General features: G+C 64.4%; 11 protein-coding genes. 5 read left to right on the top strand and 6 right to left on the bottom strand.

Going from position 1 to position 15,120, the window contains the following annotated elements; genetic code table 11:
* Window positions 1-3: 3 nt before the first annotated feature.
* Window positions 4-1,218 (top strand): MFS transporter, encoded by a 1,215-nt coding sequence (locus JAB8_RS03720; protein WP_070288580.1) that lies wholly within the window; start codon window positions 4-6, stop codon window positions 1,216-1,218.
* Window positions 1,219-1,380: 162 nt separating this feature from the next.
* Here JAB8_RS03720 and JAB8_RS03715 read toward each other — a convergent pair whose 3' ends face one another.
* The 6 genes from JAB8_RS03715 to JAB8_RS03690 form a co-directional block, all read right to left on the bottom strand.
* Entirely contained in the window at window positions 1,381-3,006 is a 1,626-nt protein-coding gene (locus tag JAB8_RS03715; protein WP_070288579.1) for a M28 family peptidase, read from the bottom strand.
* Between the two features lie 135 nt (window positions 3,007-3,141).
* Complete coding sequence (locus JAB8_RS03710; RefSeq protein WP_070218149.1) at window positions 3,142-3,978, bottom strand: HDOD domain-containing protein; 837 nt, start codon at window positions 3,976-3,978, stop codon at window positions 3,142-3,144.
* Between the two features lie 120 nt (window positions 3,979-4,098).
* Window positions 4,099-5,184, bottom strand: a complete 1,086-nt coding sequence (locus tag JAB8_RS03705; protein ID WP_070218150.1) for a BMP family ABC transporter substrate-binding protein — start codon at window positions 5,182-5,184, stop codon at window positions 4,099-4,101.
* A gap of 21 nt (window positions 5,185-5,205) precedes the next feature.
* Entirely contained in the window at window positions 5,206-6,135 is a 930-nt protein-coding gene (locus tag JAB8_RS03700; protein WP_070288578.1) for an ABC transporter permease, read from the bottom strand.
* Window positions 6,128-7,204 (bottom strand): ABC transporter permease, encoded by a 1,077-nt coding sequence (locus JAB8_RS03695; protein ID WP_070288577.1) that lies wholly within the window; start codon window positions 7,202-7,204, stop codon window positions 6,128-6,130. Before JAB8_RS03695 ends, JAB8_RS03700 begins: the two co-directional genes overlap by 8 nt.
* The gene (locus tag JAB8_RS03690) at window positions 7,197-8,711 is read right to left on the bottom strand and encodes an ABC transporter ATP-binding protein (protein ID WP_070288576.1); all 1,515 of its coding nucleotides are present in this window, start codon (window positions 8,709-8,711) and stop codon (window positions 7,197-7,199) included. Before JAB8_RS03690 ends, JAB8_RS03695 begins: the two co-directional genes overlap by 8 nt.
* Before the next feature lie 424 nt (window positions 8,712-9,135).
* On the opposite strand from JAB8_RS03690, the gene JAB8_RS03685 reads away from it, so the two are divergent.
* The 4 genes from JAB8_RS03685 to tssI all read left to right on the top strand — a co-directional run bounded on the left by JAB8_RS03685 (window position 9,136) and on the right by tssI (window position 15,119).
* The gene (locus tag JAB8_RS03685) at window positions 9,136-9,975 is read left to right on the top strand and encodes an outer envelope protein (RefSeq protein WP_227742111.1); all 840 of its coding nucleotides are present in this window, start codon (window positions 9,136-9,138) and stop codon (window positions 9,973-9,975) included.
* A gap of 78 nt (window positions 9,976-10,053) precedes the next feature.
* Complete coding sequence (tssF, locus tag JAB8_RS03680) at window positions 10,054-11,895, top strand: type VI secretion system baseplate subunit TssF (RefSeq protein WP_070288575.1); 1,842 nt, start codon at window positions 10,054-10,056, stop codon at window positions 11,893-11,895.
* On the top strand, window positions 11,859-12,899 hold the full coding sequence (tssG, locus tag JAB8_RS03675; protein WP_070288574.1) for a type VI secretion system baseplate subunit TssG: 1,041 nt from the start codon (window positions 11,859-11,861) through the stop codon (window positions 12,897-12,899). Before tssF ends, tssG begins: the two co-directional genes overlap by 37 nt.
* Window positions 12,900-12,977: 78 nt before the next feature.
* On the top strand, window positions 12,978-15,119 hold the full coding sequence (tssI, locus tag JAB8_RS03670) for a type VI secretion system tip protein TssI/VgrG (protein ID WP_070288573.1): 2,142 nt from the start codon (window positions 12,978-12,980) through the stop codon (window positions 15,117-15,119).
* Window position 15,120 lies beyond the last annotated feature (1 nt).

The raw sequence follows: 15,120 nt of genomic DNA, 5'->3' as shown, positions 1-15,120 counted from the left end.
CGCATGAAATCCGCACCATCGAATGTCGACGCCAGCACCCTGCTGAGCTCCACCCGCATCCTGTTGTTCGCCCTGTCCGCCGGCGTGCTCGTCGCCAGCCTGTACTATGTGCAGCCGCTCACGTCCATGCTGGCCGCCTCGTTTGGCGTGAGCGTGCCGCAAGCGGGCTACCTGGTCACGGCCACGCAGATCGGCTATGTGCTGGGCATCGTGTTTTTGGTCCCCCTCAGTGACGTACTGAACCGCCGCCAGTTGCTGACGTGGATGCTGATTGCCAAGATCGGTGCCCTGCTGCTGGCCGCTACCAGTCAGAACATCATCGTCTTTGCCATCGCCAGCGTCCTGATGGGGATCACGGCCAGCGCCTTGATGGTGGTCACGGCCATGGTGGCTTCGTATGCGCCCGACCACAGCCGGGGCCGCATGGTGGGCACCGTCATGACTGGCTTGTTGTTGGGCATCTTGCTCGCGCGTACCGTCTCCGGTACCGTGTCGCAGATCAGCGGTGGCTGGCGCACCGTCTACGTGCTGGCCGCCATCGTCGTGGCCGCCCTGCTCGTCATGCTGCGCCGCATCCTGCCCAACGAGGCGCCGCGTGGCACGCTGCAATACGGCAAGCTGATGGCTTCCCTGGCCGACATCATCCGCCAGGAACCGTTGCTGCGCCAGCGCGCCCTGTTCTCGGGCCTGGGCCTGGGCACCTTCAGCGTGTTCTGGACGGGCCTGACCTTCCTGCTCAGCGGCGCGCCGTACTACTATTCGGAAATGCAGATCGGCCTGTTCGGCCTGGCCGGCGCCACGGGCGCCTTTGCCGCCAACACGGCGGGCCGCATGGCCGACCGCGGCTATGCGCGCCAGGCCACGTGGCTGCTGGCCGTCGCCTCGATCGCGGGCTGGGCCCTGATCGGCTTCGGCGCCCATTCGCTGGCGCTGCTGTTGATCGGTATCGTGCTGCTGGACATGGGCGTGATGGGTTTGCAAGTGACGCACCAGTCCATCATCTATAAACTGGCGCCCCATGCGCGGGCCAGGGTCACCACCGTCTTCATCGCGGGCGGCTTCATCGGCGCCTCCGCTGGCTCGGCCCTGGCCAGCGCCAGCTTTGCCGCCGGCGGCTGGCCCGCCCTGTGCATGGTGGGCGGCGCCATGCCGCTGTTGCTGCTGATCGTGTGGAGCAAGTATCGGCATACGCAGCGCAGGCTGGAACGGGCGGCTTGATCCGGCGCTGCGGGGCCAACAATGTTGTCGGGTTACGCGCTGGCGCGCTAACCCGACCTACGCACTTGCTCCAAGCGAACAAGCGTAGGTCGGATTAGCGGGGCCGCCGAGGCGCGGCGAGGCCGCGCGTAATCCGACAACGTTGTTTGCACAGACCACGTCTTATTTCGCGGCTTGCTCGCGCGCCTTGCCAAACGCGTCGCCCGCCTTCCAGGCCGGCATCCTGGCCGTATTCGCCACGGCTTGCCCCAGGTTCAGGGTGAACTGCGCCTGCTGCGTCATGCCGGACAGATCCCAGCTGGCGTCGTACTCATCGGTGACTTGATGGTAGCGGGGGCCGTAAGCGGCCGCCTTGGCTTTCGACGCGGCCACGTCCTTGATGTACTCGCGTCCGCCATTGATGGAAAACGCGGGCACGCCCGCCTTGGCAAAGCTGAAATGGTCGCTGCGGAAATAGCCGCCGGCCAAGTCGGGACGCGCGGCAGCCATGTGCATGCCCATGGCTTTCGCTACCGTGGCGGCCATCGCCCCCAGCTCCGTGCGCTCGCTGCCCTGCGCGCCGATGTCATGCGTGGCGCCGACGAAGTTCAGGCTGTCGAGGTTCAGCGCGGCGGCCGTCTTGTCCAGCGGCCACAGCGGATCGGCCGCGTAGGCGGCGCTGCCCAATAGCCCCTGCTCTTCGGCCGCCACCCACAGGAAGATCTGCGTGCGCTTCGCCGGCTTTTTCACCGCTTCCTGCGCCATGGCCAGCAAGCCGGCAATGCCGGAAGCGTTGTCGACGGCGCCGTTGTAGATGGTGTCGCCCGCTTTTTCGTCATCCTTACCCTGCTTGCCCAGATGATCCCAGTGGCCGCTGTAGATGACGGCTTCATCTTTCAATGTCGGGTCGGTGCCCGGCACCATGCCCGCGATATTGAATTGCTCCACCTTGCGCACGATGGACTTCATCTCGCCCGACAGCTTGGCGTTCAAGGCGACGGCCTGGAAATCCTTGTTTTCCGCTTTGACGCGCAAGGCGTCCAGATCTTGCCCGCCCGCAGCAAACAAGCGGCGCGCCGCGTCTTCCGCGATCCAGCCCTGCAGCGGGGTGCCGGCCGTGCGGTCCGCCAACTGGAAGCGTTCGCTGCCGCTCCAGCTGTTCTGTACGACGCTCCAGTCGTACGAGGCCGATGGTTTCGTGTGGATCAACAATACGCCCGCCGCGCCCTGGCGCCTGGCTTCCTCGAATTTGTAGGTCCAGCGGCCGTAATAGGTCAGCGCCTTGCCGGCAAAGCGGTTCGGCTCAAGCGCGGTCGGCTGCGGGTCGTTGACCATCATGACGACGATCTTGTTTTTGACATCGGCGCCCTTGAAATCGTTCCAGCCCTCTTCCGGCGCCGTGATGCCGTAGCCGACGAACACGAGCGGTGCGTCGAAGGTGTGCGCGGCAACGGAGTCGCCCGTGGCCCACACCCAGTCGGGGCCGAACGCCAGCGGCACGGGCTTGCCGCCGGCCACGGCCTGCAGGCTGCTTTCGGCAGGCAGCGACTTCACGCCGGCGATCTGCACGCTCTGGCGGTAGCTGTTGCCGCGCACGGGTTGCAGTCCAGCCATCTGCGCCTGGGTTTCCAGGTACGCCACCGTCAGGTCGGCGCCGCGCTGGCCCGTGCCCCGGCCTTCGAGCAAATCGTTGGACAGGAAGGCCAGGTGGGCGCGCAAGGGCGCTTCCTGCACCACGGGCAAACCGGTAGCGGCCTGGGCGGAAAACGCCAGCGCCGTCAAGGCCAAGGAAGAAAACAGCTTCTGCATAAGATCCTTTGGATAAGAGGAGACATTCAGTCCGGCGGATAGCCGGGCCGGCGATTGTATGCCATGGGGCAGGCGCTGCAAAATGCGGACGAAAAAAATCCCCGCGGCAAGGCGGGGATGTCATGGCCGAGTAAATTACACGAGCAAGGCGGCCGCCAGCGATTCGATCTCTTCGGCCGATTCCTCGAGTATCGTATGCAGGGTGCTGCCGCCGATACCGAAATCGATCTTCGCCGCCGCCTGGCGCCGCGCGGCGCTTTCCGGCGGGTGCAGGGGCGAGCCGACGGGCGACAGATCGTTGGCCAGCACCAGGGTCGCGCCCAAGGTGCGGGGCGGGAACGTGCTGCCGCCGTGCCACATGCCTTCCACGGCCTGCAAGACCATGTCGGGCACTTGCAGCTGGCGCAGCACGCCGCGGCCGATCAGCTTTTCGCCGTATTCGATCCAGTCTTCGGTATTGTCGTCGAGCAGGCCCGGATATTCCTCGGCGCGCGACAGCAGATAAAAGCCGCCCACCTCGTGCACGATGGCGGCGAACATGGCCGTTTCCACGTCCACGTGCGTGACTTTCCGGGCGATCACCTGGCTCAGCGCGGCCACGTGGGCCGTATGTTCCCACAGCCTGGCCGCCTTGGCGCGCAATTGCGGGTCCGTGATCTGGCTGCCCAGCTGGCGCACGATGACGGACGCCACCATCGATTTCAAGGTGGCAAAGCCCAGGCGCGAAACGGCTGCGCGCACATTGGCAATTTCATTGCCGGAACGGTTGTAGGCGGCCGAGTTGGCCAATGCCACGACCCGCGCCGACAGCAGCGGCTCGGCCATGACCATGCGGGCGGCCGCTTCGATATGGCAATCGGGGTCGTCCAGCGCTTCCTGCAGCTTCAAGGTGGCCTTGACGTTGGCGGGGAACGTCAGCTCGCCCTTGCTCGCTTGCAACGCGATAATCTTGAATACTTCCAGTCTGTCCATGGGTCAATCTCCGGTACGGGCCTATTAGGCTCTGCTGTGTGGGTGGGCCGGGAACGCGCATGTATCCCCGGCCCTGCTCCCGTTTCCGGCAATATTACAGCAAGTTTATACGCAACCCTATTACTTTCCGGAAACTTTCCCTGCCACGCCTTCGACAAAATAATCCATCTTCGTCAGCGCCGCATCGTCGAGCACGCCTTTGTCCAGGCGCACCTTGCCATCGTTATCCTTGATCGGCGCGCTGAAAGGATTGAGCTTACCAGCAACCAAGTCTTTCTCGCGCGCCAATACAAACTGTTTCACGTCGGCGGGCACGGCCGCATTGATGCCTTCCAGCTTGACCATGCCATCCTTGATGCCGCCCCAGGTGCTGCTGGACTTCCACGTGCCGTCCAGCACGGCCTGCGCCTGCTTCGTGTAGTAGTCGCCCCAATGGTGGGTGACGGCGGCCAGCTGCGCCTTCGGCCCGTACTTTTTCATGTCCGAGTGGTAGGCGATCGCATACTTGCCCTTCTCTTCCGCCGCCTGCACCACAGCGGTCGAGTCCGTGTGGTGGGTGACCACGTCGGCGCCCTGGCCGATCAGGGTGATGGCCGCGTCGCGTTCCTTGCCCGGGTCGAACCAGCTATTGACCCACACCACTTTCACTTCCGCCTTCGGATCGACGCTACGCATGCCGCGCGTGAAGGCGTTAACTCCCTGCAACACTTCCGGGATGGGGAATGCCGCCACGTAGCCGGCCACGTGGGTCTTGCTCATCTTTCCCGCCAATACGCCAGCCAGATAGCGGCCTTCGTAGAAACGGGCATTCGTGTTGGCCACGTTGACGGCCGTCTTGTATCCCGTCAGATGGATGAACTTCACATTAGGAAATTGTTTCGCCACTTTCAAGGTGGGATTCATGTAGCCGAACGAAGTCGTGATGACCAGCTTGCTGCCCGTTTGCGCCAGGTCGCGGATCACGCGCTCGGCATCGGCGCTCTCCGGCACGTTTTCCACAAACCTGGTGCTGATCTTGTTGCCCAGCGCCTTTTCCATTTCCTTGCGCGCCTGATCGTGCTGGGTGGTCCAGCCCGCGTCGCCGATGGGGCTGATATACACGAAACCGACATTCAGTGGAGCGGCGGCCGGCGCGGCGGCCATGGCAGGCATGGCGGACATCAGCGTGGCACTGCAAACGGCGGCGCACAGTAATTTCTTGGACATGGTTTTCCTTGTGGTGAGTGATTAATTTCCGGGATTGAAATTTTTCCCCAGCGAAGCGGGCATGTTGAGCTTGATGTAATTGGCATTGCTGGAAATGAGCACGAGCACGACGATGGCTGCCACATACGGCAGCATCGACAGCAGTTGCGAGGCGACGGGCACGCCCAGCGCCTGCGCGTGGAACGTCAATATCGTGATGCCGCCGAACAGGTAGGCGCCGCCCACCACGCGCGCGGGACGCCAGGTGGCAAACGTGGTCAGCGCGAGCGCGATCCAGCCGCGCCCCGCCACCATGCCCTCGACCCACAGCGGCGTGTACACGAGCGACAAAAACGCGCCGGCCAGGCCGCAGCAGGCGCCGCCGAACAGCACGGCCGCCAGGCGGATACGCCGCACGGGATAGCCGAGCGCATGCGCGGACGCTGGCGACTCGCCCACGGCGCGCAGCACCAATCCTGCCCGCGTGCGGTACAAAAACCAGGCGATGGCCACGCACAGCAAGAGCGACAGATACACCATCGGATGCTGGCGGAACAGGGCCGGCCCCAGCACGGGAATGTCTTCCAATAAAGGGATGCCGAAGCGGCCATTGTGCAGACTGTTGCCCACGTACTTCAAGCCGATATACGTGGACGCGCCCGCGCCGAACAGAGACAAGGCCAGGCCCGTCGCGTACTGGTTCGTGCCCAGCCACACGGTCAGCCAGGCAAAGAAGCCGGACAGGACCATGCTGGCGCCCGCCCCCGCCAGAAAGCCCAGAGTGGGGCTGCCCGTATTGACGGCCACGGCAAAGCCCGTGATGGCCGAGACCAGCATCATGCCTTCCGCGCCCAGGTTCACCACGCCCGCCTTTTCATTCACCAATAAACCGAGGGCGGCGAGCATCAGCGGCGTGCCCGCATTGATGCTGGCGGCAATCAAGGGCGCTATCGTCAGGGCCAGGTTATCCATGTTTCCTCCAGCCCAGTTTGTATTGGATCAGCACGTCGCAGGCGAGCAAGGCAAACAGCAGGATGCCCTGGAACACGCCCGTGATGGCGCTGGGCAAGCCGAGGCGCGATTGCGCCAGTTCTCCGCCGATATAGAACAGGGCCATGACGAAGCTGGAAAAAATCACGCCGACCGGATGCAGCCGCCCCACGAAGGCGACGATGATGGCGGCAAAGCCATAGCCGGGCGAGACCGTGGGCGTGAGCTGCCCCATCGGTCCCAGCACTTCGCACGCGCCCGCCAGGCCCGACAGGGCGCCGCAGATCAGCAAGGACGACCACAAGGTCTTGCGCGAAGAAAAGCCCGCATAGCGGGCGGCGGCCGGCGCCATGCCGCCCACGCGCAGGCGGAAGCCGGCAATGCTGCGCGACAGATACAGCCAGCCGCCCAGCGAGGCCAGCAAGGCAAACACGATGCCCACGTGCAAGCGCGTGTCGCTGATCAGCATCGGCAACAGCAAGCCGTCCGACAGCAGTTTCGACTGGGGAAAATTGAATCCTTCCGGGTCGCGCAGCACGCCGTACACGAGATAGCTGAGCAGCAATTGGGCAATGTAGACGAGCATCAGCGAGACGAGGATTTCGCTGGCGTTGTAGCGGTCGCGCAGCCACGCCACCAGGCCCGCCCACGCCATGCCGCCCGCCATGCCGGCCAGCAGGGACACGCCGATGATGGCCGCGCTGCCCACGCCGTCATCGAGGTACAGGGCCGCCGCGCCGCCGCAGATGGCGCCCAGGGTCAGTTGGCCTTCCGCGCCGATGTTATAGATGTTGGCGCGAAAGCAGATGGCCAGACCCACGGCGATCAGCAGCAAAGGCGCCACCTTGAGACCCAGCTCGGACCAGCCGTGCGCGTCGCGCAAGGGTTCGACAAAGAACACGGCCAGGCCCGCCAGCGGATCGTGTCCCAGCGCAACAAACAGCAGCGCGCCGCACAGCACGGTCAGCAGCACGGCCAGCACGGGCGATAGCCACGACATCAGGCGCGACGGTGCAGGACGGGCTTCCAGGCGCAAGGCAAACTTAGCCATGGGCAGCCTCCTGCGGCCACAGCCCGCTCATCCATTGCCCCACGAGATCCACGCTGGCTTCGCCCACGTCCAGCGACGGTGAAATCTTTCCTTTTGCCATCACCAGCAGGCGGTCGCTGATCTCGAACAACTCATCGAGTTCCTCCGACACGATGAGCAAGGCACAGCCAGCGTCGCGCAGCGCCAGCAGTTCGGCGCGAATTTGCGCGGCCGCGCCCACGTCCACGCCCCAGGTCGGCTGCGCCACCAGCAGCACCGTGGGTTCGCGCATGACTTCGCGTCCGACTATGTATTTCTGCAAGTTGCCGCCCGACAGGCTGCGCGCCAGCGCCTGCGGCCCGCCCGCCTTCACCTGAAAGCGGGCGATGATGGCGGCCGCCCGCTGCGCAATCGCGCCACGGCGCAGGAAGCCGTGGCGGATGGTGGCGGGGGTCTGCAAGCTCAATAAGACGTTGTCGGCCAGCCCCATGTCGGGCACGGCGCCGCGTCCCAGCCGCTCTTCCGGCACGAAGCCGAAGCCGAGGGCGCGCCGGCGTCCCGGCGGCAAGCGCCCGGCAGGCGTGCCGTTCAGCACGATGCTGGCCGGAGCCGCGCGCAGGTCCTCGCCCGACAGGGCAGCCAGCAATTCCTGCTGGCCATTGCCGGACACGCCAGCGATGCCGACAATTTCTCCCGCGCACACGTCGAAATGGATGTCGATCAATTGCGTGGCGAACGGATGGCTCTTCGGCAAATCCAGCTGCCGCACGCTCAGCATGGCCGCGCCGGGCGCGCGCGCGACGCGCGTGACGGCGGGCGGCTCCGCGCCGATCATCATGCGCGACAGGCTGGCCGCCGACTCTTGCGAAGGGTCGCACACGCCCGCGTTCTTGCCGGCGCGCACCACGGTGCACGTATGGCACAGGGCGCGGATCTCGTCGAGCTTGTGGCTGATGTACAGGATGCTGCAACCTTCGGCCGCCAGCTGGCGCAAAGTGCCAAACAGTTTTTCCACGGCGCCCGGCGTCAGCACGGACGTCGGTTCATCGAGGATCAGCAGTTGCGGCTTGGCCAGCAAGGCGCGCACGATTTCCACGCGCTGGCATTCACCGACGGATAGCGTGTGCACGTGGCGCTGCGGTTCCAGGTCCAGGCCGTACTGGCGCGCAGTGTCTTCGATGCGCTGGGCCAGCTCCGCCATGTTGGTGCCGGCGGGCAAACCGAGGGCGATGTTTTCCGTGACCGTCAAGGTATCGAACAGGGAAAAGTGCTGGAACACCATGGCGATGCCCAGCGCGCGCGCGGCCGACGGGTTGGCGATCTCGACCTCGCGGCCATTCCACAGGATGCGGCCGCGATCGGGCTGCACAGCGCCGTAGATGATTTTCATCAAGGTCGATTTGCCGGCACCGTTCTCGCCGAGCACGGCGTGAATTTGTCCGGGCGCGACGGTGAGGTCGATGCCGTCATTGGCCACCACGGCCGGATAGCGCTTGCTGATGTCGTGTAATTCCAGGCGTGCCGTCATTGTTTTTTTCGTGCCTCGCTGCGGGGTCGCCGGCATCATCGCCGGTGGAAAAATTCAAGCTCTTGTCTCTATCCTATCGGCATCCGCGGCGCTTGGGGGATGGTGTGGCGGCGCGCATTTCTATTTCCACAAAAAAACAACACCTGTATACAATTTTAAAAAAAATTATCAGCTTTACAGCGGCCGCCTTGCCCCGCAAGGCTGAGAAGGTGCGATGATTATATGCAAGAACTGATAGTAAGTATGCAGATAAGACATATCGCCCAGCGCGGCGCTTCTCGCATCATGGATTGAACGGCGCGCAATGCCCCACCGCAGCGCTACCTGCGCGCCAGTGGGTTCCCCCCTGCGCCCAGCCATCCCAGTTCCCGTTTTCCAACACCGCCATCAGGAGCCGAAAGTGCCAAAAAACCTACCTTGTCTGTTGCTCTGCCTCACTACCACCCTGGGCGTGGGCGCGACCGCCCAGGCTGCCGAATGGAGCGATACCGCGCTGAGCTGGCGCGCCGGCAATGACTACCGTGAGCCGTTCAACCCGGACGACATCAAGAAAAACATCTTTGCCATCACGCACGCCAGCGGCTACAAATACGGCAGCAACTTCGTCAACCTGGACTTCCTGATGTCCGACAGCAAGGACCCCGGCGCACTCGGTAAAACGTCCGGCGCGCAAGAGGCCTACCTGGTGTACCGCAACACCATCGACATCGGCAAGGTGCGCGGCAGCGACATCAAGTTCGGCCCCGTGCGCGGCGTCGGCGTGACCCTGGGCTTCGACGTCAACACGAAGAATGACGTCGGCTACAACTCGCGCAAGCGCATGCTGGTGGCCGGCCCCACGCTGATGTGGGACGTGCCCGGCTTCTTCAACACCAGCCTGCTGTTGCTGCGCGAAAGCAATGCCCCCAGCGGCGCCTTCCCGCCCATCTCGCAAGTGACGGGCCGCTACACGTATAAAACGCACGCCATGCTGACGGGCGCCTGGGCCATCCCCTTGTCGCCGCTGTTCTCGTTCGAAGGTTTCTTCAACCTCATCGATTCGAAAGGCAAGGATGAAGTGGGGCGCGACACGGCCGTGGAAACAAATATCGACATGCAAGTGATGTACGACGTGGGCGCGGCCCTGGGCAGCGCCAAGAACACCTTCCGCGTGGGCCTGGAATACCAGTACTGGAAGAACAAGTTCGGCAACTCGCCCGCCACCACGGGCAACGTGGGCCAGACGGCGAAGACGCCGATGATACGCGCGGAATACCATTTCTAAGAATCATTGTTTCTCATCAACACCCACCGTCGCGCCTGATGCCAGCATGAAGCTTTCCTGCTGGCGGAGAGCGCGACCGTGGAACAACTGCTGCCGTATTATGAGCGTGAGCTGGGCCTGTTCCGCCAGTACACGCGCGAGTTTTCCAGCCGCTATCCGAAGGCGGCCGGGCGCCTGCTGATCGCCGGCGAGACGTGCGAAGACCCGCACGTCGAGCGCCTGATCCAGTCCGTCGCCCTGCTCACGGCCAGGGTCGCCAAGCGCCTCGACGACGCCTATCCGCAATTCACCCATTCCCTGCTCGACAGCCTGTACCCGCACTATCTGCGGCCCTTTCCTTCGTGCTCCATCGTGCGCATCGCCGCCGACGAAGCGCCGGGCGGCGGCCAGCTGGCCCAGGTGGCACATGTGGCGCGCGGCACCGTGCTGCGCTCGCAGCCGGTGCAGGGCGTGGCCTGCAAATTCACCAGCGCGTATGACGTGACCCTGGCGCCGCTGGCTATTTCTCGCCTGCATTTTTCGCCGCTCATCGACGCGCCGCCCGGCCTGCGCCTGCCCGCCGGTGCCAGCGCCCTGCTCAGCATTCAGTTCACCAGCAGCAGCGACAACTACCGCCTGGACCAGGCCGGCTTGTCCAGCCTGCGCCTGTTTGCCGATGGCGAACCGTCCGTGCGCGCGGCCCTGCTCGACGCCCTGTTCCTGCGCAGCACGGGCGCGTATGTAGCGCTGGACGAACACAGTCCGTGGCTGGCCGTCGACGGTATGCCGCTGGCGCCGGCCGGCTATGCCGACGACGATGCGCTGATCCCCGTTTCCGCCCGCTCGCACCCGGCCCTGCGCCTGCTGACCGAGTATTTCTCCTTCCCGGAAAAATTCCATTTCATCGACGTCGCCTGGTCCCTGCTGGCCGCCTTGCTGCCGAAACAGTGCCGCCAGTTCACCTTGCACCTGCCGCTCAAAGGCGTGCGCAGCGACAGCCACGAGGCGCGCCTGCTCTCCGGCGTCAGCCGCGACAACCTGCTGCCAGGCTGCACGCCCGTCGTCAACCTGTTTGCCAAGTCCGGCGTGCCGATCCGCCTCACGCACACGGAGCCCGACTCCGCGCTGGTGGCCGATGCCACGCATGCGTTTGCCTACGACATCCACAGCATCGAGACCGTCACCCTGGTGCGCAAGGACGAGGCCGGCGAGCGTCTGAGCACCTTCTTGCCGCTGTATGTCACGCTGCAGGGTTCTCGGACTGAGCATGGCCAATACTGGCTGGCGCGTCGCGACGAAGCCGTGGCAGCCATCAGCCCCGGCCATGAAATGCGCCTGAGCCTGATCGACCCGCAGTTTTCGCCGGGCAGCGCCGCCTGCGCCACCGTCTCGACGCAGCTGCTGTGCAGCAACCGCGACTTGCCCACGCAACTGCACTACGGCTTGCCCGGCGGCGATCTGCTGGCCGAAGACGTGCCCGACGGCATCCCCGCGCGCTTCCTGCGCAAGCCCACGCCCAGCATGCGTTTCCCGGCGGACACGCACTGGCGCCTGATCGCGCACCTGTCGCTCAATTACTCGAGCCTGACGCAGGCTGGCCTGGGCGACTTCCAGAAAATGCTGAGCCTGTACGACCTGCCCCATTCGCCCACCACGCAACGGCTGATCCAGGGCATCGTCACGCTCGAGCACGGCAGCACGCGCGCGTGGATGCCAACCGTGCCGTTTCCCACCCTGATGCCCGGCATCGCCATCCGCCTGGGCATTGACGAGCAAGCGTTTGTCGGCAGCAGCGTGTACATCTTCGCGCAGGTGCTGCAGCGCTACTTCGCCCTGAACAGCCAGCTCAACTGCTTTAGCCAACTGACGCTGCTGTCCCATCGCAGCGGCGAGGAAATCCTACGATGCCCAGAACGCAGCGCCGACGCCACGCCAGCGTGATCCAGCAATTGCTCGACGCGCCGCAGCGCTTCGAGTGCTTCCAGGTGCTGCGCCTGCTGCTGGCCTGGCTGGCCGAACACGGCATCGATGAACACGCGGCGCTGGCGAAGGTCATGCGCTTCGACAATAGCGTCTCGCTGCGCTTTCCAGCCAGCCAGGTCGAGACGCTCACGACAAACGGCATCGCCGACGCCGATGCCTTGCTGCAGGCGCTGCTGTCGGGTCATGTACACCATATCCACATCACGCCCACCTTCATGGGCCTGCTCGGTTGCCAGGGCAGCTTGCCCAGCCACTACTCGGAGCGCATTGCCGCGCACCAGTACAGCGAACGAGAGAATAGCCCGCGCGCTTTTCTCGACCTGTTTTCCAGCCGCGCCGTCGTCCTGTTTTACCAGGCCTGGCAAAAATACCGCATCGAGCAAGCCGGCCACAGCGGGGACTTCCTGACGCGCCTGCTGGCCCTGGCCGCATGCCGCCCGAGCCAGGACGAGGCCGCCGCCGGCCTGTACAGCGGCTTGCTCCAGCAGCGCAACATCTCGTCCGTCGTCATGGCGCGCATCCTCGCCGACCACTTTGGCGTGCCCTGCCATATCGACGAGGCGACGGGCGCCATGGACGTGCTGGCGCCGCGCGAACAAACGGCGCTGGGCATGGCAAACGCCGTGCTGGGCCAGCGCGCCACCGTCGGCGAGCGCTGCCGCCGCCCGGACCTGGCCGTGCGCCTGCGCCTCGGCCCGCTCACCGCGGAACAGCACGCCGGCTTCCTGCCGCGCGCCCCGGCCAGCGCGGCGCTGCGGCACATGCTGACGCTGTTCCGTCAGCCGCTCGTGCGCTACGACATCGTGCTGGTGCTGCGCGCCAGCGATGTGCGGGGAATGGCGTTGACGGCCACCGGGCAAGCTGGCCTCGGCCGCAACAGTTTCCTCGGCGATGCAACAACGCCGCGCCACCGCGATGACATGCATTACGAAATGCAATTGATGCCCTCACTCAACGATTGAATCTTGTTGCCGCGCAAAAACGCTTGTGTTCGCTATTGCTACAGTCGGCCAACGATTCCTAACGTGAAGCGATGCACGATGAGCCAGTTCCCCGATACGACGGCGGCATGGACGGCATTAGTGGGCGACATGCAGGGCCAGCGCCTGCTGCGCCTGCACTTTCCGCATGGCGACGGCCCTGCCGGCGTCCAGTTCCTGGCCAACAGCCTGGCCGCCAGCGAAAACCTGTCGCGCGATTTTTCCTATGTGGTGGAAGTATTGTCCGACGACGCCGCCATCGCCCTCGACAAAGTGATGGGCAAGATGGTGACCATCGAACTGGTGCGCGAAGACGGCAGCTTGCGCTACTTCAATGGCTATGTGTTCGAATTCCGCTTCCTGCGCACGGACGGCGGTTTTGCTTTCTATGAAATGGTGCTGGAACCGTGGCTGTCGCACCTGCACTTGCGGCAAAACAATGTCGCCTTCCACGGCTTGACGGTGGCAGCGCTGACGGACAAGGTCTTCGATGACTACCTGATGCGCGACTACAAGCTGGCCGCCAGCGGCCTGGACCCCGCCATCACCTATACATGCCAGCACAACGAGAGCGACCACAACCTGCTGCACCGCCACTGGGAGCAGCTGGGATGGCACTACCGCTACGAACACCGCGTTGACGGCCACACCTTGTGGCTGTCCGACGACAGCACCACCGGCAAGCCCATCGATGGCGATCTGAGCGAAATGCCCTTCCAGCACCAGGCCGGTTCCCTGGAAGACGATGGCGTGCATCAATGGAGCACGGTGCGGCGCATGGCCCCAAGCCAAATGACGGTAGCCAGCTTCAATTTCAAGAATCCGCGCAGCGCCCGCGCCAGCCGCGACTCGCTGAACCGGCAAGGCGCCGTGCCCGCCCTGGAGGTATATGAAAACACGGGCAGCTACGGTTTTAAAAACATCGATGATGGCGAGCAGCTGGCCCAGCGCCGCATGGAAGAGCGCGATGCCCAGGGCCAGCTGTTCGAGGCGCAAGGCAACGACCGCACGGCGCAACCGGGACGCTGGTTCACCCTGGGCGGGCATTTCGACAGCGCAGCCAGCGAATACCTGATCCTGTCCGTGCACCACTACGCCAGCAACAACTATCAGCAGGGACACGGCGCCACCTCTCACTACAGCAACACATTCACCTGCATCGCCCGTGACATCCCCTGGCGCCCCGGCCGCAACTTCCATAGCCGCGAACCGAAGATCTACGGCGTGCAGACGGCCACCGTGGTCGGGCCGCCCGGCGAGGAAATCCACACGGATGGTTACGGACGGGTAAAGGTGCAATTCCACTGGGACCGACTCGGTACCTTCGACGACAAGAGTTCACCCTGGATACGGGTGATATCGAACTGGGCCGGCCCGAATTTCGGCCACATCAGCCTGCCCCGGGTGGGCATGGAAGTGGCCGTCCAATTTCTCGACGGTAACGTCGCCATGCCCATCATCATCGGCTGCGTCTACAACGCGCGCAACATGCCGCCATGGGAGCTACCGGCCAACAAGACGCAAAGCGGCATGCTGAGCCGCTCGTCAAAAAAAGGTTCCGCCGCGCACGCCAACGCCCTGCGCTTCGAAGACCGCAAGGATGCGGAAGAGCTGTGGCTGCATGCGGAAAAGGACCAGCGCATCGAAGTCGAGCATGACGAATCGCACTGGGTCGGCAACGACCGGCGCAAAACCGTCGACCGCGATGAAACCGTGCACGTCAAGCGCGACCGCACGGAGACGGTGGACCACGATGAAGACATCACCGTGCACAACAACCGCAGGGAGCGTGTGGACCACGACGAACACATCGACATCGGCGACAACCGCCGCGAACACGTGGGCGGCAACGAGCAGGTGCAGATCGACGGCCACCGCTCGGAACGGGTGACCCTGGCCAAGGACGAAACGATCGGCCTGGCCAAGGTGCTGACCATCGGCGCCGCCTACCAGACCACCGTCATCGGCGCCATGAACACCACCGTGGTGCTGGCGCAGGCGGAGCAGATCGGCCTGGCGAAAAGCGTCATCGTCGGCGCCGACAGCACACTCACGGCCGCCGATTCGCACACGATGACGGTAGGTACGTCCAGCATCACCATCACGCCGGGACGCATTGAACTGGTTGCCGATGAAATCATCATCCGCGGCAGGTCCAAGGTGCAGATCCACGGCGACGACATCGACAATAATCCGGGCTGAC

The sequence above is a fragment of the Janthinobacterium sp. HH106 genome, assembly GCF_001758725.1.
Classification (GTDB): Bacteria; Pseudomonadota; Gammaproteobacteria; order Burkholderiales; family Burkholderiaceae_D; genus Janthinobacterium.
The sequence above is the reverse complement of the archived record's forward strand: the minus strand, read 5'-3'. Positions and strand labels throughout refer to the sequence as shown.

What these genes read in the sequence shown, in the direction of transcription:
- JAB8_RS03720 (WP_070288580.1), top strand. Translation starts at nt 4, where the DNA reads ATGAAATCCGCACCATCGAATGTCGACGCCAGCACCCTGCTGAGCTCC.
- JAB8_RS03715 (WP_070288579.1), bottom strand. Translation starts at nt 3,006, where the DNA reads ATGCAGAAGCTGTTTTCTTCCTTGGCCTTGACGGCGCTGGCGTTTTCC.
- JAB8_RS03710 (WP_070218149.1), bottom strand. Translation starts at nt 3,978, where the DNA reads ATGGACAGACTGGAAGTATTCAAGATTATCGCGTTGCAAGCGAGCAAG.
- JAB8_RS03705 (WP_070218150.1), bottom strand. Translation starts at nt 5,184, where the DNA reads ATGTCCAAGAAATTACTGTGCGCCGCCGTTTGCAGTGCCACGCTGATG.
- JAB8_RS03700 (WP_070288578.1), bottom strand. Translation starts at nt 6,135, where the DNA reads ATGGATAACCTGGCCCTGACGATAGCGCCCTTGATTGCCGCCAGCATC.
- JAB8_RS03695 (WP_070288577.1), bottom strand. Translation starts at nt 7,204, where the DNA reads ATGGCTAAGTTTGCCTTGCGCCTGGAAGCCCGTCCTGCACCGTCGCGC.
- JAB8_RS03690 (WP_070288576.1), bottom strand. Translation starts at nt 8,711, where the DNA reads ATGACGGCACGCCTGGAATTACACGACATCAGCAAGCGCTATCCGGCC.
- tssG (WP_070288574.1), top strand. Translation starts at nt 11,859, where the DNA reads ATGCCCAGAACGCAGCGCCGACGCCACGCCAGCGTGATCCAGCAATTG.
- tssI (WP_070288573.1), top strand. Translation starts at nt 12,978, where the DNA reads ATGAGCCAGTTCCCCGATACGACGGCGGCATGGACGGCATTAGTGGGC.